Below are 20,916 nucleotides of genomic sequence, written 5' to 3' on the forward strand. Positions count from 1 at the left end.
GGGGAGTCCGGGGTGGGGTTCGGGACGCCGGTGTGCGGCGGAGGGTCAGGGAGCGACGCCGCGCAGGGCTCTCGGGGAGGCGCCCAGCTCGCGGCGGCACGCCTTGTTGAATGCCTGGAGGTCCGGGATGCCCACGGAGGCCGCGACGGCGGGGATGGAGAGCGTCGTGGCGCGCAGCAGGTGGTGGGCGCGTTCGAGTCTGCGGCGGCGGATGTAGCCGACGACCGTGCTGCCCGTCTCCGTCCGGAACAACCGGGTGAGGTGGTTGTGGGAGACCCCGGCGGCCTGGGCCACGTCCGGGACGGACAGCGGGGCCGCGAGGTGGGCCTCGATGTGGGCGATGGCCGTGATGACCGCAGGGTGCGGGCCCGGGTCCGCCGCGGCGGGCGGGGTGAGGTGGGCGACCCGCCACAGGGTGGTCCAGATCTCGGCCCTGGTGCGCTCGGGCTCGCTGGGGGCGGCGGCCACCGCATGGAGCAACAGGTCGGTCAGGGCGGGGAGTTCGGGGCCGGCGTCCTGGACGACGGGGACGGTGCGGAGCGTGCCGGTCGGGGCGATGCGCAGGTGGGCGTAGAGGTGTTCCGAGCGGCCCCGGTAGCGGTAGCGGACCGTGGTGCCGGGCGGGACGAGGCTGACACGGCCGGGGCGGATGGTGTGCACGGAGCCGTCGACCGTCAACTCGGCCTCGTACTGGTAGAGATGGAGCTGCCAGAGCTCCGGGAGCCGGAACACGTCCGTCCGTCCGGCCACCCCGTGCACGCCGACTCCGATGCCCGCGACGACGGGCGGCTCACCGAGGTGGATCTCCGTCTCCCGCATGACGGAAAAGTACCAGTGACGGCCGTCACATTTCCCGCCCGGACGGCTCCGTTAGCAGGACTTTTACACGGCAGCGGCCGGCGCGCCCGTTCCGTGCGGGCCGTCCGCCGGGCAGGTCGCCCGGACGTACCTGCCCACCGGGCGGCGGGCATCATCCCGTGGCCCGACGCCTCATGGCGACGGGGTGGCCAGGACGCCGATCAGCCGGGTCACCGTCTCCGTCATCGCCGTGCGGCCGACCGCCAGGTAGGCGCGGGGGTCGACCGCCTCGGGGCGGGCGGTCAGGAGGTCGCGGATCGCGCCGGTCAGGGCGATGTTGAGGGCGGTACCGATGTTGACCTTGGCGATACCGCCGGTGACGGCCGCCCGGAGTTCGTCGTCGGGGACGCCGGAGGAGCCGTGCAGGACGAGGGGGACGTCGAGGGCGGTGGCGAGCCGCTTGAGGAGGGTGTGGTCGAGGGTGGCGGTCCGGGTGGTCATGGCGTGCGCACTGCCGACGGCCACGGCGAGGGCGTCCACCCCGGAGTCGGCCACGAAGGCGCGGGCCTCGTCGGGGTCGGTACGGGCGCCGGGGGCGTGCGCGTCCAGGGGCGGCAGCCCGTTCTTGCCGCCGACCTGGCCCAACTCGGCCTCGATCCACAGCCCTCGGGCGTGCGCCCAGTCCACCGCGGCCCGCGTGGCGGCGAGGTTCTCGGCGTACGGCAGGCGCGAGGCGTCGTACATCACGGAGCTGAACCCGGCGTCGGCTGCCCGGCGCAGCAGGTCGTCGCTCTGGATGTGGTCGAGGTGGAGCGCGACGGGCACGGTCGCCCGCTCGGCGGCGGCGGTGGCGGCGCGGGCCAGTGGGAGCAGTTGCCCGTCGTGGTACTCGACCGCGTTCTCGCTGACCTGGAGGACGACGGGCTTGCCGACGGTCTCGGCGCCCGCGACGACGGCCTCGGCGTGCTCCAGGGTGATGATGTTGAACGCGGCCACGGCGGAGTGCGCGGCGGCGGCTGCCGTGATCAGCTCACCGGTCGAGGTGAGGGGCACAACTCCTCCTGAGGGCTGGGGGGTCGAGGATCCGCGCGCGACGGGGGTGGTCGCGCGGGCACGGGGCGTCGGGCGGCGTAGCGCGGGTCGGGCTCGTCAGGGGGTCGGGTCGAGGATCACCGAGCGGGTGAGGTGGCGTGGCCGGTCCGGGTCGAGGCCGCGGGCGGCGGCCACGGCGACGGCGAGGCGTTGGACGCGGACGAGTTCGGCGAGGGGGTCGAGCCGGCCGGCCACCCAGGTCGCGCCGGTCCCGCGGACCTGCTCCGCCAGCCCGTCGGGCGCCCTGCCGAACATCCATGTCACCGTTCCGCGCGTGGTGACGCTGATGGGGCCGTGCCGGTACTCCATCGCCGGGTATCCCTCGCTCCATGCCAGCGCGGCCTCCCGCATCTTGAGCGCGGCCTCGTGCGCGAGACCCACGGTCCAGCCGCGTCCGAGGAAGGTGAACTGGTCACTGCCGACGACGCCTTCGGGCAGCGGTGCCTCCAGCGCGGTGCGGGCGTCGGCCACGGCCCCGTCGACGGGCAGGCCCAGATGGGCGCGGAGCAGGGTGAGCGCGGTGGTGGCGAAGCGGGTCTGGACGACGGACCTCTCGTCGGCGAAGTCGAGCACGACGAGGTCGTCGGCGGCCGACATCACCGGTGTGTCCGGGTCGGCCGTGATCGCGGTGGTGCGCATACGGCCCCGGAGCGCGCCCAGCAGGTCGAGCACCTCGGTGGTGGTGCCGGAGCGGGTGAGGGCGACGACCCGGTCGTAGGCGCGGCCGTAGGGGAACTCGGAGGCCGCGAAGGCGTCCGTCTCGCCCTGCCGCGCACGTTCGCGCAGGAGGGCGGCGGCCTGGGCCATGAAGTACGACGTGCCACAGCCGACGAGGGCCACCCGCTCCCCCGCCGCGGGCAGGGACCTGGCGTGGGCCGCAGCATCGGCGACGGCGCGGGACCAGCACTCGGGCTGGCTGTTCAGTTCGTCCTCGACGTGGGTCATGCGGTCAGCCTCCCCAGCAGACGACAACTTCATGCTCGCACATGCAAGATAGAGCCTGATTTCAAACATCTTCAAGCATGACGGTGGTGCCGCTGTCGGCGTCAGGGTCGCTAGGGTCGTCCGGGGATCACGTACGGACGGAGAGGTGGGGTGCCCATGTCGCGCGACGCCCGCTGGCAGGCGCTGCTGGAACTGCTCGTGGAGCGGGGGCGGCTCGACGTCGAGGAGGCCGCGGCCGAGCTGGCGGTGTCGGCGGCGACGATCCGGCGTGACTTCGACCAGTTGGCCGAGCAGCAGATGCTCGTCCGGACACGGGGCGGCGCGGTCGTGCACGGGGTCTCGTACGAGCTGCCGCTGCGCTACAAGACCGCCCGGCGGGCCACCGAGAAGCAGCGGGTGGCGAAGGCGGTGGCGGACCTCGTCGCCCCCGGTGAGGCGGTGGGCCTGACGGGTGGCACGACCACCACGGAGGTCGCGCGGGCGCTGGCGGTGCGGGGCGATCTGGCGTCCGGGGCGCCCGCGCTGACCGTGGTCACCAACGCGCTGAACATCGCGAGCGAACTCGCCGTGCGACCCCAGTTCAAGATCGTGGTGACGGGCGGGGTGGCCCGCGCGCAGTCGTACGAGCTGGTCGGGCCGCTCGCGGACGGGGTGCTCGGGCAGATCACCCTGGATGTGGCGGTGCTCGGCGTGGTCGCGTTCGACGTCGTGCACGGCGCGGCGGCGCACGACGAGGCGGAGGCCGCGGTGAACCGGCTGTTGTGCGAGCGCGCGGAGCGGGTCGTCGTCGCGGCCGACTCCAGCAAGCTGGGGCGGCGGGCGTTCGCGTGGATCTGCGCGGCCGACTCGGTGGACACGCTGGTCACGGACGCGGCGGCGGAGCCGGAGACAGTGGGGCGGTTCGAGGAGGCGGGGGTTCGGGTCGTCGTGGCCTGAGGAGGGACCGGCCGAGTGGACCGAGGTGCGGGACGGCCACGCATGCGCCCCCGCTCCCTCTCAGTGACCGTGTCCGGTGGACGTGTCGTGCGTTCCCTCCGCGTCCTTCGGCTCCTCCGGGGTGGGCGTGGCCGCCGGGCCCCCGGCACGGACCGTGAACGCGGCGGTGCGGACCGTCCCCTCGTGCTTGAAGTCGAGGAAGAGGCGGTAGGCGCCGGCGCTGGGCGCGGTGGCCGTGAAGGAGATGCCGGGGCCGGGTTCGGTCACACCGTCGCCGGGTTCGCCGTTCGGGTGGACGTGCAGGTAGGCGAGGTCACCGGCGCGCAGGGCGACCAGGTGGCCGTAGGCGCCGAGGTAGGGCTGGAGGTCGGTGACCGGGCGACCGTCACGGGAGACCGTCAGCTTCAGCTCGCTCGCGGTGCCCGGGCGCAGCCCGCCGTCCAGTTCGACCTCGTAGCCGTCGACCTGCGCGGTGGCGTCCGGCTCGGGGAGCCGCTGCGGTTCGTAGGCGCCCGAGGCGGCGAGGTCGGCGCCGAGCGTGAGGTTCTCGGCGCCCTTCCGTGCGGGGGTGAAGTCGGCGAAGACGCGGTAGCCGCCCGCGCCGGGCAGGTCGACGGGGGTGCTCCAGGTGCCGTCGGCCTCGCGGGTGGGATGGAGGTGGCGGTAGGTGACCAGGTCGCGTGAGGCGACGATGAGGTGCAGTTCCTTGTCGTGCTCGCGCTGGTACGCGGTGACGGCGCGGCCCTCGTCGTCGCGGATGACGAAGCGCAGGTCGGCGCGCTCACCCGCGGTGACGGTCGTGGTGCGCAGGTCGAGGGTGTAGCCACCCTCGGAGATCTGCAGGCCCCCGGCCGGCGGTGTCTCGTGCCCCTCTGTGTGACCGCCGCCCTCGTCGGGCTCCGGTGACGTCCGCGCGTGACTGTCGTGGCGCGGGGGCGCGCTGTCCGCGACGACGGGCTCGACACCCTTGCCCACCCCGTAGGCGGTGCCGAAGGTCGCGGCCAGCGCGGCGGCGAACGCGGTGATCCTCAGTCCGGTGTTCATGGCCATCTCCTCGGAGGTCGGAGGGTTTCCATAGGGCCCACCATACCCCCTGGGGGTATCGAGTCAAGGCGCTGCACAGAACTTGCACACATACCCCTAAGGGGTATATGGAGTCTAGCGCGAAGACCCCCGACCCGTATCTGCGGTCTACGCTCCAAGGCCCTCCACCAGGCCGCCCCCGTGCGACCTGAAGGGGAGGGAGCGGGAGCCGGCCCTCGACGAACTGCGGTCGGCGAGGCAGCGGTTGGCGCCGGAGAAGCCCGGCTCACCGCCGATCCGGGGAGGACTTCGCGGACGCACCCGGCTTCGACGTCCGGGGAGTCGTCGACCGGCCGCGCCGTCCTCGTCGGCGGGGAACGACTGCCGACCGGGTGGCACTGGAGCGGCCTGCGGACCTCCGGTGGGCCCGGGGAAGGGAGGCCGAGGCGGCAGAGCGTACGACTGTCGCGGTCGCGCGGGACAGCCGGTGCCGAGACCGCGCCCGTTCTCCGGGGTGGATGGGGTCGAGCTGCGGATTTCGTGGTTCGCACACTGGCCGGAGCCCGTTGTCAGAGCCTCCCGGTAGCGTGCCGGCCACCAGCCGATCCGACTCCTCTCAGGGAGAACCACCGTGGACATCCTGCTCATCGCCGGCCTGTGGCTCGACGGATCCGCATGGGACGACGTCGTGCCCGAACTCACCGCGCTCGGCCACCGCCCCGTGCCGCTCACCCTCCCCGGCCAGGGCGACGGCTCCGCAGCGGCGACGCTCGACGACCAGCTGGCAGCAGTGCTGGCCGCGGTCGACGCGGCGCCCGGGAAGCCTCTGGTGGTAGGGCACTCGGCGGCGGCGACCCTGGCCTGGCTGGCCGCCGACGCACGACCGGAGAAGGTGGCCAGGGTCGCCCTGATCGGCGGCTTCCCCGCCGCCGACGGGCGGACCTACGCCGATCACTTCGCGATCGAGGACGGCACCATGCCGTTCCCGGGCTGGGATCCCTTCGAGGGCGCGGACACCGCCGACCTGGACCAGCAGACCCGGGACCGCATCGCGTCCGCCGCCGTCCCCGTCCCGGAGGCGGTGGCCAAGGGCATCGTGCGCCTGTCCGACGAGCGCCGCTTCGACGTCCCCGTTGTCGTCGTCTGCCCCGAGTTCACCGCCGCCCAGGCCAAGGAGTGGATCGGCGCCGGTGACAGTCCTGAGCTCGCTCGCGCCACCGACCTTGAGTACATGGACGTCGACTCGGGCCACTGGCCGATGGCCACCCGCCCCCAGGAACTCGCCCGCGTCCTGGCGGAGGCCGCCGCCTCCTGACGGTGGCGGGCGGGGCGGGCAGACCGTGGTCGATCGCGGTCCGCCGCCCCAGTGGACGCCCTTCGCGCCGCGAAGCGCGCCTCGATCGGGTCGGCCCTGCTCGGCCCAGGGCGACCCGGCGCGGGGCCATGGCGTTCTCATCGGTGTTCGTCGTCGGCAATTCCCCGGTGGCTGCGCACGTTACGCCCGAGCAATTCCGGCCATGCGGGCCGCCGCGCCGACTGAGCCGGAAAGGGGTGGCCCAGGCCGCGACCGACACGGCGCAGCTCGGCTCCCCTCACCGAAAGCCGCGCCGATCGCCGCCCTCGATCCCCTGCCCCGGCCCTGATATCTCGGCGAAAGGACCGAGCACATCCCCGATCAACTCCCCCTGCACAGCGGGGAAGTCGTGCGATCACACACAAGGACCGGACCGACGAGCGTCATCGACGACGAGGCCGCCTTTCACCGGCACGGAACCCAGCCCCTCCATTCCCGCGCGTCATCAGCGAGTTGCCGACTCCCGCTCGTCACTCACCTCACGGGATATCCCTCAGGAAAGCGAAAAACAATTCACCGCCGAGTGGGGCCACTTCCGAAACACGCGACGCGGGCCCGGCCGACCAAAGGCACCTCGGAAGATCCGGTGACGCACAGCGACCGAGACCACGTCGCTGCGAACCCCGTTCACCCGCGGCGCCGCCATCGAGATCGCCCACCTCAGGACCGGAAACCGAGGCACGCCGCACCCAAGCCGCAGAACGCGAGCCGCCGACCGCGAACCGAAGAAACACGCTTGCCCATCCACCCGGTCCGAACTAGCCTGCGTTTGTGCCGCAAATAAACAAAACCCGATCGCACAGCGTCGTGCCGGGTGGCGACCTCACCCGGCTCCGAGCCGCCATCACCGCCTTCTTCGCCCTGGACGGATTCGTCTTCGCCGGATGGGTCGTACGGATCCCCGCGGTGACGGAGCAGACCGGCGCGTCACCCGGAGCACTGGGCCTGGCCCTGCTGGGCGTGTCCGCCGGCGCGGTGGTCACGATGATGCTGACGGGACGGCTGTGCCGCCGGTTCGGCAGCCATCCCGTGACGGTCGCCTGCGCGGTCCTGCTGTCGCTCAGCGTGGCACTGCCGCCGTTGACCCACTCGGCACTCGCGCTGGGCGCCGTCCTGCTGGTCTTCGGCGCGGCCTTCGGCGGCATCAACGTGGCCTTCAACAGCGCCGCCGTCGACCTGGTGGCCGCGCTGCGACGCCCCGTCATGTCGAGCTTCCACGCCGCCTTCAGCCTCGGCGGGATGATCGGGGCGGGCCTCGGCGGCCTGGTCGCGGGCTCCCTGTCGGCCACCCGCCATCTGTGCTCCATCACCGTGATCGGCCTGCTGGTCACCGTCGTCGCGGGACGCACCATGCTGCGCCACGCGCCCCCGGCGCCTCCGGAACGCCTGCCCGTTACGGCGGACGGTGCGGCAGCCGAGCCGAACGGCTCCCGTGACAGCGTCGGCGGTCCTGGCCGTTCGGGCAGCGGCACCCGCGCCCTGGTGGTCACCTTCGGCCTGATCGCCCTGTGCACGGCGTACGGCGAAGGGGCGCTGGCCGACTGGGGCGCCCTGCATCTGGAGGAGGACCTGGACGCCTCCCCCGGCGTCGCGGCGATCGGCTACTCCTGCTTCGCGCTCGCCATGACCGTCGGCCGGCTCACCGGGACGACCCTGCTGGAGCGCCTGGGCAGGACCCGCGTGCTCGTGGCCGGCGGCGCCACCGCAACGGTCGGCATGCTGCTCGGCTCGCTCGCCCCGTCGGTGTGGGCGACGCTGCTCGGCTTCGCGGTCACCGGTCTCGGGCTCGCCAACATCTTCCCCGTCGCCATCGAGCGCGCCGGCGCCCTCGCCGGCCCCGGCGGGGTGGCAACGGCCTCCACGCTCGGTTACCTCGGCATGCTGCTCGGCCCGCCCACGATCGGCTTCCTGGCCGAATGGCACTCCCTTCCCACCGCACTCACCAGTGTCGCAGCACTCGCCGCGTTCGCCTCCGCCATCGCGTTCGCCACTCGGCACGCGGCGCCGAAATGACCACGCACCGTTGCCATTTGACGCCTCGCGGTGCAAGTCGAAACTGCCGACAAGATGAGGCAACCATTCAGTCGTTCGATTCGTATAACTCCCTGGAGGCACAGCGACCCGGCCCAACAGAGTGCGGCCGGAGCGTCACCATCCGTTTTTCCGGATGGTCCCGAACCAAGGAGAAACGATGCGACTGTTCGTACTCAACTACGCTCGCACCACTGAGCAGTTGGAGTTCAGCGCTCCGTACACCTACGACTCCGGGCTGCAGTTGAACGTGCTCCCCGACGGGCGGATCGCCGCCCACGACCTGGCTCTGATGCGGGAATTGGGGGCCACCACGTCCACGGCGGGCTCGAAGACCCACTTCGACGACTGAACGCGGATATACGACAGATGACGGTGCTGATCCTGACGTGCGAACAGGATGTGACGGCAGACCTGGTGGTGGCCCGACTGAACCGGTCCGGCGTACCGGTGGTCCGCGTCGACCCCGCCGACCTGCCCGGCGGGGTCGCGCTCTCCGGTGAGTACGTCCACGGCGCCTTCCGCGGGCACCTGTCCGCCGGGGGGCGCCTGGTCAGCATGAGCGGGCTGCGGTCCATCTGGCTGCGCAGGCCGGGTACTCCCGCCAGCCGGGCGGCCGAGCCGTCCGGCTGGCTCACCGAGGAGTCCTCGCAGGCCCTGTACGGCATGCTGCGCGCCACGGGGGCCCGTTGGATGAACGACCCCGACGCGGCCCGGCGCGCCCGGCACAAGCCCTGGCAGCTGCGGCACGCCCAGCAGATCGGGCTGCCCGTGCCGGCCACACTCATCACCACGTTCCCGCAGGCCGCCCGGGAATTCGCCGAGCGCTTCCCGGACCTGGTGGTGAAGCCCGTCTCCGGCACCCACCCGCAGGAGCCGCCCAGGACGGTCCCCACCAGCCGTATCGCGCCCGGCACGGACTTCGCCGCGGTCGCCTTCGGGCCCACGCTGCTGCAACGCCGGATCGCCAAGACAGCCGACATCCGTCTCACCGCCGTCGGCGACCGTTTGCTGGCCGCCCGCAAGGAGGTGCACCCGGACGCCCACCCCGACGAGGTCGACGTCCGCTACACCGCCTCCGACGCGCCCTGGCGTCCGGTCGACGTTCCGGCGCGTACGGCCGCCGCCGTACGCGCCTACCTCCGTGACGCGGGACTCGCCTACGGCGCCTTCGACTTCGCGGAGGACACCGACGGGATCTGGTGGTTCCTGGAGTGCAACCAGTCGGGCCAGTTCGGCTTCGTGGAGATGGACACGGACCAGCCGATCGCCCAGACGGTCGCCGACTGGCTGACCCACCGCGAACCGGAACGGCAGACCCACCGGGAGGACCGGCTCAGGGCGACACCCTGAGCAGGGAGGACCGGCTCAGGGCGAACCCTGACGGCGCACGGACAGGACGGCGCACGGACAGGACGGCAGACGGCACGCCGGCCTCGCCCCCCGGCATCACCCGAACGTGGTGATCACCCCTCCTCCCAGGACGTACGCCGACCCGCCCTGCCGGGCCCCGTGCTGCCGTGCTCTGCCGTGAGGGGCGACCCGGGGCGCTTCAGCGCTCCGTCGCGCCGGACCGCGGGTACACCAGGCCAACGTGGTGGGCGAGCTGGCCCGCCGCATGCCGGAAGAACGTCTCCCGGTCCTCGACCACCCGGTTGAACTGCCCGAACACCTCGAAATTGACCAGCCCGAACAGCTGCGCCCACACCCCGATCAGCACGACGACCACCGCCGGGGGCAGATCGGGGGCGAGGTCCTCCGCCATGCGCCGCGCCTCGGGCCGCAACTCGGCGGGCAGCTTCCACTGCGCGACACCCTTGTCCTGGTGGGCGTCACGCACGATCCCGATCAGCAGCAGCCCGACCCGCGCGGCGGCCGGCACGGTCGTCGAGGGCGCGGTGTAGCCCGGGACCGGCGAGCCGTAGATCAACGCGTACTCGTGCGGCCGCGCCAGTCCCCACTCCCGCACCGCCTCGCACACCACGACCCACTGCCGCGCCGGACTCTCCCCGCGCACCTTCGCGTACGCCGCCTCGGCGGCCTCACCCAGGGAGTCGTACGCGTCGATGATCAACGCGGTGAGCAGCTCGTCACGGCTCGGGAAGTAGCGGTAGAGCGCCGAGGAGACCATGCCCAGCTCGCGGGCGACGGCGCGCAGCGACAGTTTGGCGGCACCCTCGGCGGCGAGCTGTCTGCGCGCCTCGTCCTTGATCGCGGCGGTGACCTCGGTCCGGGCGCGGGCGCGGGCTCCTTGTGCAGTGCTCATGCGCAGCAGTGTGCCACAGAGGCAGAGCACTGCACACAATAGAGAGCACCGATCACAAACAAGAGCGGAGATCGCAGGCAAGAGCGGCGAGCACAACAGAGAGCACTGCTCTTGCTTTGGAGCACCCGTCTCATGCACACTGCTCTCAAGCGAGAGCACCGCTCTCTGATTGGCTCACCGCACACCCCCGGAGGGGACCATGTCGTCGACCCACTACATCAAGGTCAGCGCCGTCGACCGCGCCGTCAACAACGCCATCGGCTGGCTCGCCCGGCGAGGCGTCAGCCTCCTCGGCACGGCGGAACTGTCCGTGCGCGGCCGCAAGAGCGGCGAGTGGCGGCGTCTGCCGGTGAACCCGCTGCCGTACGAGGGCGGCCCTTACCTCATCTCGGCGCGCGGCCACTCCGAGTGGGTCCGGAACATGCGGGCCGCGGGCGGCGGGCGGCTCCAAGTGGGCCGCCGCGTACAGGAGTTCACCGCGGTCGAACTGCCCGACGAGGAGAAGCCGGCGATCCTGCGGACCTACCTCAAGAAGTGGGGCTGGGAGGTGGGCCGCTTCTTCGGTGACGTCAACGCCGACTCCTCGGACGAGGAACTGCTCGCCGCGGCCCCGAAGCACCCCGTCTTCCGGATCACCGTCAAGAAGTGACCGGCCGCAGGACCCGGAGCGCAACGCCCTGCGGGACGACGAGCCGACCCGGCGCCACCGGTACCGGTCCCCTCCCCTGGCCCGGGGCCCAGCCCCACCCCCAGCCCCAGCCCGCCTACCGGTCGAACGCCGTCAGCGCGCGCTGGGCGATCGGGTGGGTGCGCACGATCTCTCCCAGCGACGTCGAGCCGCGCGTGATGTCGACGAACGCGCGCCACGCCGGCCGGAAACCGGTGAGCGCCGCGTGGAACAGGCCGGGCCGCCGCTCGAAGGCGATCAGCAGCCGCTTGCCGACGCTCATCTCGACGCCGAGGCCGGCCTTCACCGCGAACGCGTAGTTGAGGGCCTGGCGGCGGGTGTCCACCGCGTCGTGCGCCTCGGCGATGCGGACCGCCCACTCCCCCGCGAGCCGCCCCGAGCGCAGCGCGAACGAGATGCCCTCGCGCGTCCACGGCTCCAGCAGCCCCGCCGCGTCCCCGCACACCAGGACCCGCCCCCGGGAGAGCGGCGAGTCGTCGGCGCGGCAACGCGTCAAGTGCCCGGAGGAGACGCTCGGTTCGAAGCCGGCGAGGCCGAGCCGCCCGATGAAGTCCTCCAAGTACCGCTTGGTGGCGGCGCCTTCGCCGCGCGCGGAGATGACGCCCACCGTCAGCGTGTCCCCCTTGGGAAAGACCCATCCGTAACTGCCGGGCATGGGGCCCCAGTCGATGAGGACGCGTCCCTTCCAGTCCTCGGCGACGGTCTCCGGGACGGGGATCTCCGCCTCCAGACCGAGGTCGACCTGGTCGAGCTTCACACCGACGTGCGCTCCTATGCGGCTGGCGCTGCCGTCCGCGCCGACCACGGCCCGCGCCAGCAGCGTCTCACCGCCCTGGAGGACGACGGCGACCGTGCGGCGGTCCGGTACGGCCGAGCCGTGCTGCTCGACGCGGGTGACGGTGACGCCCGTGCGCAGTTCGGCGCCGGCCTTCTGGGCGTGTTCGACGAGCTGCTGGTCGAACTCGGGCCGGTTGATCAGGCCGAAGAGCATCTGCTTGGACTTGCGCGTGCGGGAGTAGCGGCCGTCGAGGGAGAAGGTGACGGCGTGCACGCGGTCCTTGAAGGGCAGTTCGAAGCCGGGTGGCAGGGCGTCCCGCGAGGGGCCGATGATGCCGCCGCCGCAGGTCTTGTACCGGGGCAGTTCGGCCTTCTCCAGCAACAGGACGCTGCGTCCCGCGACCGCCGCCGCGTAGGCGGCCGAAGCCCCCGCGGGCCCCGCGCCCACCACGACGACGTCCCACACCCGCTGTACGTCGTCCGCCGAAGAGTTCTCGCTGCTCACGATGGTCTACTGCTCCCGATCCAGCCGCCTGCCGCACCTTTCCCACGCATCCTACGGCGGTCGTCACCGAGAGTCGCTGTGGGAGGATCGGCAGCGCGTGCGCCCTACACCGAAACACCGGGTACGCGCGTACGCACGCACACCCACAGAAGCACAACGTCGCACCCACGAGGAGCGTGCCCATGTCGTCGAACCCGGTCGCCGAGACCGTCGCCTCACTGATGCCCAGGGCGAAGGAGGAGCTCACCGAGCTGGTGGCCTTCAAGTCGGTGGCGGACTTCGACCAGTTCCCGAGGAGCGAGAGCGAGGGCGCCGCGAACTGGGTCGCCGACGCGCTGCGCGCCGAGGGCTTCCAGGACGTGGCCCTGCTCGACACCCCCGACGGCACCCAGTCCGTGTACGGCTGCCTGCCGGGGCCCGAGGGCGCGAAGACCGTCCTGCTGTACGCGCACTACGACGTGCAGCCGCCGCTGGACGAGTCCGCCTGGCTCTCGCCGCCGTTCGAGCTGACGGAGCGGGACGGGCGCTGGTACGGGCGCGGTGCAGCCGACTGCAAGGGCGGCGTGATCATGCATCTGCTGGCGCTGCGCGCGCTGAAGGCGAACGGCGGCGTCCCCGTCACCGTCAAACTCATCGCCGAGGGTTCGGAGGAGATGGGCACGGGCGGGCTCCAGCAGTACGCGGAGCAGCACCCCGAACTGCTGGCGGCCGACACCGTGGTCATCGGCGACGCCGGCAACTTCCGCGCCGGACTGCCCACGGTCACCGCGTCGCTGCGCGGCATGGTCCTCATGCGGGTGCGGATCGACGCCCTGGAGGGCAACCTGCACTCCGGGCAGTTCGGCGGCGCGGCGCCCGACGCGCTGGCCGCGCTGATCCGTGTCCTCGACTCGCTGCGCGCCGCCGACGGCACGACGACCGTCGACGGCCTCGCGGGCGACGGCACATGGGACGGTCTGCAGTACGACGACGAGCGGTTCCGTGAGGACGCCAAGGTGCTCGACGGTGTCGACCTGGTCGGGTCCGGCACGGTCGCCGACCGGATCTGGGCGCGGCCCGCCGCCACCGTGCTCGGCATCGACGCCCCTCCGGTGGTCGGGGCGACCCCGTCGATCCAGGCGAGCGCCCGCGCGCTGATCGGACTGCGGGTCCCGCCGGGCGTGGACGTCCAGGAGGCGAAGAAGCTGCTGGAGGCGCATCTCGTGGCGCGCACCCCGTGGGGTGCCCGGGTGAGCTGCGAGCCGATCGGTCACGGCCAGGCGTTCCGCGCCGACACCTCCAGCCCGGCGTACGAGGCGATGGCCGCGGCCATGGCGGTCGCCTACCCGGGCCAGGAGATGCAGTACGCGGGCCACGGCGGGTCGATCCCGCTGTGCAACACCCTCGCCGCCCTCTACCCGCGGGCCGAGATCCTCCTCATCGGCCTCAGCGAGCCCGAGGCGCAGATCCACGCGGTGAACGAGAGCGTGTCGCCGGACGAACTGGAGCGCATGGCGGTGACGGAGGCACTGTTCCTGACGAACTACGCGGCGGGCTGAGCGGACGAGGTGTCCCCGGTGCGGCACGCCGCCCACCGGGGACACCGGGTGTTTCTCCCGCACAGGGGGTGGCGGGGTCGCCGTCACACGGGAGCGCCCGCCTCCAGGTAGAACGCGGCGCCCCGTTCCCGGGCCCGCAGCGCCCACCGCAGCCGTTCGTAGCGGACCGGCGGCAGCAGGTCCGCGGCCTCCTGCTCGGTGACGAAGCGCCAGCCGCGCAGCTCGGGACCGGGCAGTACGGGGCGCTGGGATCCGGCCGCGTCGAGTCGGCCGCCGTCGAACAGGAGGCGCAGTCCGCCGTAGCCAGGGGGCGAGGGGGGTTCCCAGTCGACGACGAGCAGCCGGGGTACGTCGTCGAGGTGGATCCCCGTCTCCTCGACGACCTCGCGCATGCCCGCGCGGGCCGGTGCCTCGCCGGGCTCCACGACTCCGCCGGGGAACTCCCAGCCGGGTTTGTAGGTCGGGTCGACGAGCAGGACCCGGTCGTCGTCGTCGAACATCAGCACGCCGGCGGCCACGGTCTCCGCGGTCGGCTCGGGGGTCTGCACGATGTCGCAGACGGGTACGTTCCCGTCGCGTACGGCGTCGGCGATGCGCCGCGCGGTCTCGTAAGGGGTGAGGGCGCTCGTGTCGACGAGGTGGGCGTCGGCGGTGAGCCAGCCGCCGAGCGCGGCCCGGTAGGGCGCGATCCGGTCGTACGCCCATTGACGCATCCGCATCTCGCCGTCGGGGAGGTCCGGCGGTATGTCCCGCCCCGCTATTCGCTCCCGCAGGATCGTTTCGGCCGGTGCGAGGAGCAGATGCCGTACGGGGATGCGGCGGGCGGCGAGGCCGCCGAAGATCTCGTCGCGGTACTCCTCGCGGAGCAGGGTCATGGGGACCACGAGGGTGCCGCCCAGCTCCGCGAGGAGCGCGGCGGCGGTGTCGACCACCAGCCGTCGCCAGCTCGGCAGGTCCTGGAAGTCGGCGACCTCGGCGAGGCGTTTGGCCGGCAGCATGTGCGTCAGTGCGCCGCCGATGACCTCGGGGTCGAAGAGCGTGCTGTTCGGGATCAGGTCGATCAGTTCCCGTGCGGCGGTGGTCTTCCCCGCACCGAACGCACCGTTGATCCAGACGATCACGGTTCCCCCTCTTCTGTTGACCCCCTGAGGCTTGCCCTCCACTACGACGCGGAAACCAGCCGCTGATGAGGAGGTGAAATACACGGTGGCGGGTTCCCACCGAGGGGAACCCGCCACCGTGTCGTGCGAGGCGGAAGGGAGAACCCGCCGATTCCGACGGAGGGCGTCAGCCCTTCTTGCCGGCCTTGCCCTGCGGGCCCGTGACGCTCCCCAGGGCGTCGTCGCCGACCGCCAGGCTGTCGTCGGCGACCGTCCTGCCGACGCTGTCGAGGGTTCCCTCGACGTCCAGTTTGCTCAGCCCGTCGGCCTTTCCGAGGGCGTCCGCGTCGAGACCGTGCGACGGCGTGACGGCCGCGACGACGAAACCGGTGGCGAGGGAGGCGATGGCGAGCATGCTGCGCTTCTTCATGCCCCGCTCAACGCGACAGAGGCCCACCGGGTCACGGCCACCCCACCGTTTCGCCCCACCGAACCCATGATCGAACCGAACGCCCCGTACCGCGTGTCGGATCCGGCCCGCGACGACGGCCCCGTCTCGGCCACGACGGACACCACGGCCGCACCGGGCCCCGACCGACACGGGCGTCCGCCCCGCTCAGGGGCCGGGCCCGGACCGGGCGCCTGCCGGCCGCCGCGCGGCAGAACAGCCGCCCGCCCTCACTTCCCCCTCGCCAGCGCCGCCGCGGCCGCTCCCACCAGGCCGGCGTCCGTGCCCATCTCGGCCGGGGCGATGGTCAGGTGCTGGACGAAGGACAGGGTCGCGTAGTCCTTGAGGGCGGCCCGGAGGGGCGCGAACAGGACGTCTCCGGCGTTCGCGACGCCCCCGCCGATGACGGCGATGTCGATCTCGACGAGGGTGGCGGTGGCGGCGATCCCGGCGGCGAGGGCCTGCGCGGCCCGTTCGAAGGAGGCGACGGCGACCGGGTCGCCCGCACGGGCCGCGACGGCGACGGCGGCGGCGGAGGTGTCGCCGTCGGGGCCCGGCCGCCAGCCGTTCTCCAGGGCGCGACGGGCGATGTTGGGACCGCTCGCGAGCCGCTCGACGCAGCCGCGGGCGCCGCACGGGCAGGGGTCGCCGTCGAGGTCGACGCTGATGTGGCCGATGTGGCCGGCGTTGCCGGTGGGCCCGGCGTGGAGTCGGCCGCCGAGGACGAGACCGCCGCCGACGCCCGTCGACACCACCATGCACAGCGCGTTGTCATGGCCGCGCGCCGCGCCCTGCCAGTGCTCGGCGGCGGTGATGGCCACGCCGTCACCGATCAGCTCCACGGGCAGGCCGTCCGTGGCCGCCCGTACCCGGTCGACCAGGGGGAATCCGCGCCAGCCGGGGACGTTGACGGGGCTGACCGTGCCGGCGGAGGCGTCCACCGGGCCCGCGCTGCCGATCCCGACGGCCGTGGCCGCATCCCACCGCGGGGCGGCGGTCAGCTCACCGAGGACCTCCTCGACGGCCCGCATCACGGTGTCGGCGTCCTCCCGCGCGGGCGTCGGGCGCTGCGCGCGCACCAGGATCCGGCCGTGGTCGTCCACCAGCGCCCCGGCGATCTTGGTGCCGCCTATGTCGAGCGCGGCCACGAGGTCGGTCTGCATCAGTGTCAGTTCTCCCGCTCCGAGTCTCCTCCCGGGCACCCGGATCCTGCAGCGCCCGGATCTCCGGCCGGAAAAACGGGCAGCACGACGCTCGCCTGATGGGGGGCGCCGGCCAGAGAATGCGATAGACAGTCTCCCCCGGCTGTGACAACGTTGTCCAGGCTCTATGCTCGACGCCACATCCTCAACAGCTGCACTAATCCGAACCACACCACCCATGACGCCGCGGACCGCTCCCCAGGGGGACCTCCGACGAGAGCCGAGGCCGCGGACTCATCCACCGACACCACCTCAGGACAGCGCAGCCGGTGCCCGAAGCCGACGGCCGGGACCGGGGAACGGTGAGCACCGGCCCGTGCAGGCAGACCGGTGCGAGCCGACCGGACCCGGGCGCCGCGGCACCCGTGCCACGCCGACGGCGTGGACCACGGGAGACGGCGCCACCGGCCACGCACGGGGACGACAGGACAGGACAGCGCAGAGTGCCCGAGAGCGCCCGCAGCACCACCCGCAGACCGGAGAGCCGGTACGGAAACCGCCCGACGATGAAGGACGTCGCCGCCCGGGCCGGCGTGGGCCTGAAGACCGTCTCCCGGGTGGTGAACGGCGAGCCGGGCGTCACCCCGGACACCGAGCGCCGCGTGCAGGAGGCGATCGACGCGCTGGGCTTCCGGCGCAACGACAGCGCGCGGGTGCTGCGCAAGGGCCGCACGTCGAGCATCGGCCTCGTCCTGGAGGACCTGGCCGACCCGTTCTACGGCCCGCTAAGCCGGGCCGTGGAAGAGGTGTCCCGCGCCCACGGATCGCTCCTCATCAACGGGTCGAGCGCCGAGGACCCGGACCGGGAGCAGGAGTTGGCGCTGGCGCTGTGCGCGCGGCGCGTCGACGGGCTGGTGATCATCCCGGCCGGTGACGACCACCGCTATCTGGAGCCCGAGATCAGGGCGGGTGTCGCCACGGTGTTCGTGGACCGGCCCGCCGGGCGGATCGACGCCGACGTCGTGCTGTCGGACAGTTTCGGCGGCGCCCGTGACGGTGTCGCCCACCTCATCGCGCACGGGCACCGCCGGATCGGGTTCATCGGCGACATGCCGCGCATCCACACGGCCGCCGAGCGCCTGCGGGGCTACCGGGCGGCCATGGAGGACGCGGGCATAACGGTCGAGGAGACCTGGATGTCCCTGGGCGTCACCGACCCCGAGCGGGTGCGCAGGGCGGCCGAGGAGATGCTGTCCGGTCCGGCCCCGGTGACGGCGGTCTTCGCCGGCAACAACCGCGTCACCGTGACGGTCGTGCGGGTCATCGCCGAGCACGCCCGGCGGGTCGCCCTCGTCGGGTTCGACGACTTCGAGCTGGCCGATCTGCTCCAGCCGGGCATCACGGTGATCTCCCAGGACCCCGCCGGGATGGGGCGGACCGCCGCCGAGCGGCTGTTCCAGCAGCTGGACGGTTCCCTCGTCGTCCCGGAGCGCATCGAGCTCCCGACCCGGCTGATCGCCCGTGGTTCGGGCGAACTTCCGCCCGAGGACTGAGCCTTGACGCCCCGCGACACCCGTACGCTGGAGGCGCTCGGCCTTCATGTGGCGCCCCGCGAGGACCCGCTCAGCTACCCGGGCGCCTGGCCCGAGGAGTCGGCCCTTCTGGACGGCAACCGCATGCTGCCGCTGGACAGGCTGCGCTTCGAGGACCGCGTCCCCGTGCTCTCGGTCGGCTCCAACGCCTGCCCCGCGCAGCTCGCGCACAAGATGGCGGAGCACGGTGTGGAGTGCCGCATCCCCATGGCCAGGGCCAGGGTGACGGGCGTCGGGATCGGTGTCTCCGCCCATGTCAGCCTGCTGGGCTATCTCTCCGCGTCACCGTTCCGCTCCCCCGGTGCGACCCACGACCTGTTCCTCACCTGGCTCGACGAGGCGCAGCTCGCCGTGATCGACACCAGCGAGGGCGCCGACTCGCCGACCGGGAACTTCCACCGGGCCGCCCTGCCCGCCGCCGACTTCCGCGTGGAGTTGGAGTCGGGCGACGTCCTGGACACCGTCTGGATCTACGTCAACCGGTGGGGCGTCCTGCGCGACGGCGGGCCCGGACCCCGCCCCCACCCCGGTCGGCAGCGCCCGCTGCTCACCGAACTCCTCGCGGCGTCCGCCGAGTTGCGTGAGCTGTTCGGCACGACGCCCGACGAGTTCTGCGCGCGGGCGCGCGGCGACCGCGCCCTGTGTGCCCGGGGGCGGCAGTTGTTCGCGGAGAAGAGGTGGCGGACGGCCTCCGGCCTGGAGCCGTACATGCGGCCGCGTCCCCGGTCACAGCGGCCGACGGATCATCAGCAGACCGGGAGTCCGGGCACCGGGGCGTCGTTGTCGCCGCCCTTGACGTAGACGACGCTGACGAAGACACCGGTGTTGCCACTGTCGTCGTCGGTCTTGGCCCACCAGACGTTGGTCCAGCGGCCGGAGGTCTCGCGGCGGCCCGTGTTCTGCTGGCAATAGAAGTAGTTGGTGCCCGTGTTGAGGACGCCGACCTCGGTGCCGGCGGCGTCGTAGGACTTGGCGGTGGCCCAGACGGTGCAGTTGTACTTGCCGCCGCCGATCGCGTGGCAGACCGGTTCCTCGGTGGCACCGCCTCCGGTCGTGTCGCCGCCGGTGGAGCCGCCCGAGGTGTCCGAGCCGCCCGTACCGCCGTCCGTCGCACCACCGCCGGCGGTCTTCGACGGGGAGGCGGAGGGCTCGGTCTCCTTGTCGTCGTCGTCCTCCTCGGGCTTCTCGCTCGGGTCCGCCTTCTCGTCGTCCTTCTTCCTGTCCTCGGAGTCGTCCGAGACGTCGACCGCGTCCCTGTCGGTGCCCTTGGACGGCGTGGCGTCGGCCGAGCCGGTGGGCGCGGACCGGGCGCCCGTGCCGGTGCCGTCGTCGCCGTTCACCAGGGCGACCGTGGCCCCGGTCGCGGCGAGGACCACGAGGACGGCCGCGGCGGCGAGCAGGACGCCCCTCTTGCCGCGGCGGGGGCTGTGGGGAGTGGACACGGTGGTGACGGCTCCCGGCGCGGGGACCTGCGGCTGCGCCCCGGAGCCGGGTCCGGGGGCGCCGACCGACGGGGACGCCCCGGTTGCGGATCCGGGGATCGGCTGCGGCGGACCGAAGCCCGCACCGGCATCAGGACCGGCAACCGCACCCCCGTCCAACCCGGTACCCGCACCCGCAGCCGCAGCCGCGCCCGCCGTGGGCGGGCCGAAGCCCGGGGGCACCGAGGGCACGCTCCGCTCGGTCTCCTGTCCGCGCGGAGCCGTGGGGCTCGCGGCGCCCGGCGCCGGCGCGGCGGGCGCCGCGCCGGAGGCCACCGCCTCCAGCAGTTCCCGGGCTCGGGAGGCGTCGGGCCGGTGCTCGGGGCGCTTGTCCATGAGCTGGAGCAGAACGGGCGTGAGGGGGCCGGAGCGCCGGGTGTCCGGGAGCGGTTCGGCCACGATCGCGGTCAGGGTCGACCAGGTGGAGGTGCGACGGAACGGGGAGGTGCCCTCGACGGCCGCGAACAGGGTGGCGCCGAGCGCCCAGACGTCGGAGGCGGGGCCGGGGTCGTTGCCCTGGGCCCGCTCGGGGGCGAGGTAGTCGAGGGAGCCGACGAGTTCACCACTGCGGGTCAGATGGGTGGCGGAGCCGTCGTTCGGGTCCTCCATGGTGGCGATGCCGAAGTCGGTGAGGACGACGCGGCCGGAGCGGTCGAGGAGGATGTTGCCGGGCTTGACGTCGCGGTGGAGCACCCCGACCTGGTGGGCCGCGGCCAGCGCGTCCATCACTTTGGCGCCGATGGCGGCGGCCTCGCGCGGGTCGAGCAGGCCCCGGTCGCGCAGGACGTCGTCCAGGGAGGGGCCGTCGACCAGCTCCATCACGATCAGCGGGCGGCCGTCGACCTCGGCGACGTCGTGCACGGCGACGACCCCGGGGTGCCGGACACGGGCGGCGGCGCGGGCCTCACGCTGCATCCGCAGGCCCAGGTCGGCGAGTTCGGGCGCGTCGGCGTCGGTGTAGGTGCGCAGTTCCTTGAGGGCGACCTCACGGTGGAGCACCTCGTCCACGGCCCGCCAGACCACGCCCATCCCACCGCGTCCGAGCTGCCGCACGATCCGGTACCGCCCGGCGAGGAGCCGTCCGGCGCCGTCCGCCTGTTCGTTCGCCCCCGAAGACACCAGTGCCCCGTTCCTCTGCACGCGTCGTTGAGTGGGCGTACAGCCTACGGTGCCGCGGGGACGGCTCCGGACCGGCGACGA

Annotated in this window: 19 protein-coding genes; 9 read left to right on the forward strand and 10 right to left on the reverse strand. The window is 72.9% G+C overall.

Annotated elements, in window-relative coordinates; translation table 11 throughout:
* Positions 1-45: 45 nt before the first annotated feature.
* The 3 genes from GSY65_RS02935 to GSY65_RS02945 form a co-directional block, all read right to left on the reverse strand.
* Positions 46-819, reverse strand: coding sequence for an AraC family transcriptional regulator (locus GSY65_RS02935; RefSeq protein ID WP_159765798.1), 774 nt, complete (start codon positions 817-819; stop codon positions 46-48).
* 171 nt (positions 820-990) lie between these two features.
* Positions 991-1,851 carry a class II fructose-bisphosphate aldolase gene (locus tag GSY65_RS02940; protein WP_159765799.1) on the reverse strand — a complete coding sequence of 287 codons (861 nt, stop codon included), beginning with the start codon at positions 1,849-1,851 and terminating at the stop codon, positions 991-993.
* A gap of 96 nt (positions 1,852-1,947) precedes the next feature.
* Positions 1,948-2,835, reverse strand: coding sequence for an SIS domain-containing protein (locus GSY65_RS02945; protein ID WP_159765800.1), 888 nt, complete (start codon positions 2,833-2,835; stop codon positions 1,948-1,950).
* A 156-nt stretch (positions 2,836-2,991) separates the two neighbouring features.
* Between GSY65_RS02945 and GSY65_RS02950 the strand changes: the two genes are divergently transcribed.
* Positions 2,992-3,771: a DeoR/GlpR family DNA-binding transcription regulator gene (locus GSY65_RS02950; protein WP_159765801.1), complete on the forward strand. Its 780-nt coding sequence runs from the start codon at positions 2,992-2,994 to the stop codon at positions 3,769-3,771.
* A gap of 60 nt (positions 3,772-3,831) precedes the next feature.
* Here the strand turns inward: GSY65_RS02950 and GSY65_RS02955 are convergent, their stop codons facing one another.
* Positions 3,832-4,815: a hypothetical protein gene (locus GSY65_RS02955; RefSeq protein ID WP_159765802.1), complete on the reverse strand. Its 984-nt coding sequence runs from the start codon at positions 4,813-4,815 to the stop codon at positions 3,832-3,834.
* Positions 4,816-5,425: 610 nt separating this feature from the next.
* Here GSY65_RS02955 and GSY65_RS02960 point away from each other — a divergent pair.
* From GSY65_RS02960 to tgmB, 4 genes are all read left to right on the forward strand, one after another.
* Positions 5,426-6,109: an alpha/beta fold hydrolase gene (locus GSY65_RS02960; RefSeq protein ID WP_159765803.1), complete on the forward strand. Its 684-nt coding sequence runs from the start codon at positions 5,426-5,428 to the stop codon at positions 6,107-6,109.
* A gap of 846 nt (positions 6,110-6,955) precedes the next feature.
* Entirely contained in the window at positions 6,956-8,161 is a 1,206-nt protein-coding gene (locus GSY65_RS02965; RefSeq protein ID WP_159765804.1) for an MFS transporter, read from the forward strand.
* A 178-nt stretch (positions 8,162-8,339) separates the two neighbouring features.
* On the forward strand, positions 8,340-8,531 hold the full coding sequence (gene tgmA / locus GSY65_RS02970) for a putative ATP-grasp-modified RiPP (protein WP_055517641.1): 192 nt from the start codon (positions 8,340-8,342) through the stop codon (positions 8,529-8,531).
* Positions 8,532-8,548: 17 nt separating this feature from the next.
* A complete protein-coding gene (gene tgmB / locus GSY65_RS02975; RefSeq protein WP_159765805.1) occupies positions 8,549-9,532 on the forward strand; it encodes an ATP-grasp ribosomal peptide maturase in 984 nt (327 codons plus the stop codon).
* A 199-nt stretch (positions 9,533-9,731) separates the two neighbouring features.
* Here tgmB and GSY65_RS02980 read toward each other — a convergent pair whose 3' ends face one another.
* On the reverse strand, positions 9,732-10,445 hold the full coding sequence (locus tag GSY65_RS02980; protein ID WP_159765806.1) for a TetR/AcrR family transcriptional regulator: 714 nt from the start codon (positions 10,443-10,445) through the stop codon (positions 9,732-9,734).
* Between the two features lie 199 nt (positions 10,446-10,644).
* On the opposite strand from GSY65_RS02980, the gene GSY65_RS02985 reads away from it, so the two are divergent.
* Entirely contained in the window at positions 10,645-11,094 is a 450-nt protein-coding gene (locus tag GSY65_RS02985; protein ID WP_159765807.1) for a nitroreductase family deazaflavin-dependent oxidoreductase, read from the forward strand.
* Positions 11,095-11,209: 115 nt separating this feature from the next.
* Here GSY65_RS02985 and GSY65_RS02990 read toward each other — a convergent pair whose 3' ends face one another.
* Complete coding sequence (locus tag GSY65_RS02990) at positions 11,210-12,415, reverse strand: geranylgeranyl reductase family protein (RefSeq protein WP_159765808.1); 1,206 nt, start codon at positions 12,413-12,415, stop codon at positions 11,210-11,212.
* A 182-nt stretch (positions 12,416-12,597) separates the two neighbouring features.
* Here GSY65_RS02990 and GSY65_RS02995 point away from each other — a divergent pair, with 182 nt between their 5' ends.
* Entirely contained in the window at positions 12,598-13,953 is a 1,356-nt protein-coding gene (locus GSY65_RS02995; protein WP_159765809.1) for a dipeptidase, read from the forward strand.
* A gap of 83 nt (positions 13,954-14,036) precedes the next feature.
* On the opposite strand, the gene GSY65_RS03000 is transcribed toward GSY65_RS02995, so the two are convergent.
* The 3 genes from GSY65_RS03000 to GSY65_RS03010 all read right to left on the reverse strand — a co-directional run bounded on the left by GSY65_RS03000 (position 14,037) and on the right by GSY65_RS03010 (position 16,664).
* Positions 14,037-15,074, reverse strand: a complete 1,038-nt coding sequence (locus GSY65_RS03000; RefSeq protein WP_159765810.1) for an NUDIX hydrolase — start codon at positions 15,072-15,074, stop codon at positions 14,037-14,039.
* Between the two features lie 166 nt (positions 15,075-15,240).
* On the reverse strand, positions 15,241-15,483 hold the full coding sequence (locus GSY65_RS03005; protein ID WP_159765811.1) for a hypothetical protein: 243 nt from the start codon (positions 15,481-15,483) through the stop codon (positions 15,241-15,243).
* A 248-nt stretch (positions 15,484-15,731) separates the two neighbouring features.
* A complete protein-coding gene (locus GSY65_RS03010; protein WP_159765812.1) occupies positions 15,732-16,664 on the reverse strand; it encodes an ROK family protein in 933 nt (310 codons plus the stop codon).
* 545 nt (positions 16,665-17,209) lie between these two features.
* On the opposite strand from GSY65_RS03010, the gene GSY65_RS03015 reads away from it, so the two are divergent.
* On the forward strand, positions 17,210-18,196 hold the full coding sequence (locus GSY65_RS03015; RefSeq protein ID WP_443043285.1) for a LacI family DNA-binding transcriptional regulator: 987 nt from the start codon (positions 17,210-17,212) through the stop codon (positions 18,194-18,196).
* Between the two features lie 3 nt (positions 18,197-18,199).
* Entirely contained in the window at positions 18,200-19,036 is an 837-nt protein-coding gene (locus tag GSY65_RS03020; RefSeq protein WP_159765814.1) for a hypothetical protein, read from the forward strand.
* Here GSY65_RS03020 and GSY65_RS03025 read toward each other — a convergent pair.
* On the reverse strand, positions 18,982-20,835 hold the full coding sequence (locus GSY65_RS03025; protein ID WP_159765815.1) for a serine/threonine-protein kinase: 1,854 nt from the start codon (positions 20,833-20,835) through the stop codon (positions 18,982-18,984). The genes GSY65_RS03020 and GSY65_RS03025 overlap by 55 nt on opposite strands.
* Between the last annotated feature and the right edge of the window lie 81 nt (positions 20,836-20,916).

Source organism: Streptomyces sp. HM190 (assembly GCF_009857135.1).
GTDB lineage: Bacteria > Actinomycetota > Actinomycetes > Streptomycetales > Streptomycetaceae > Streptomyces > Streptomyces heilongjiangensis.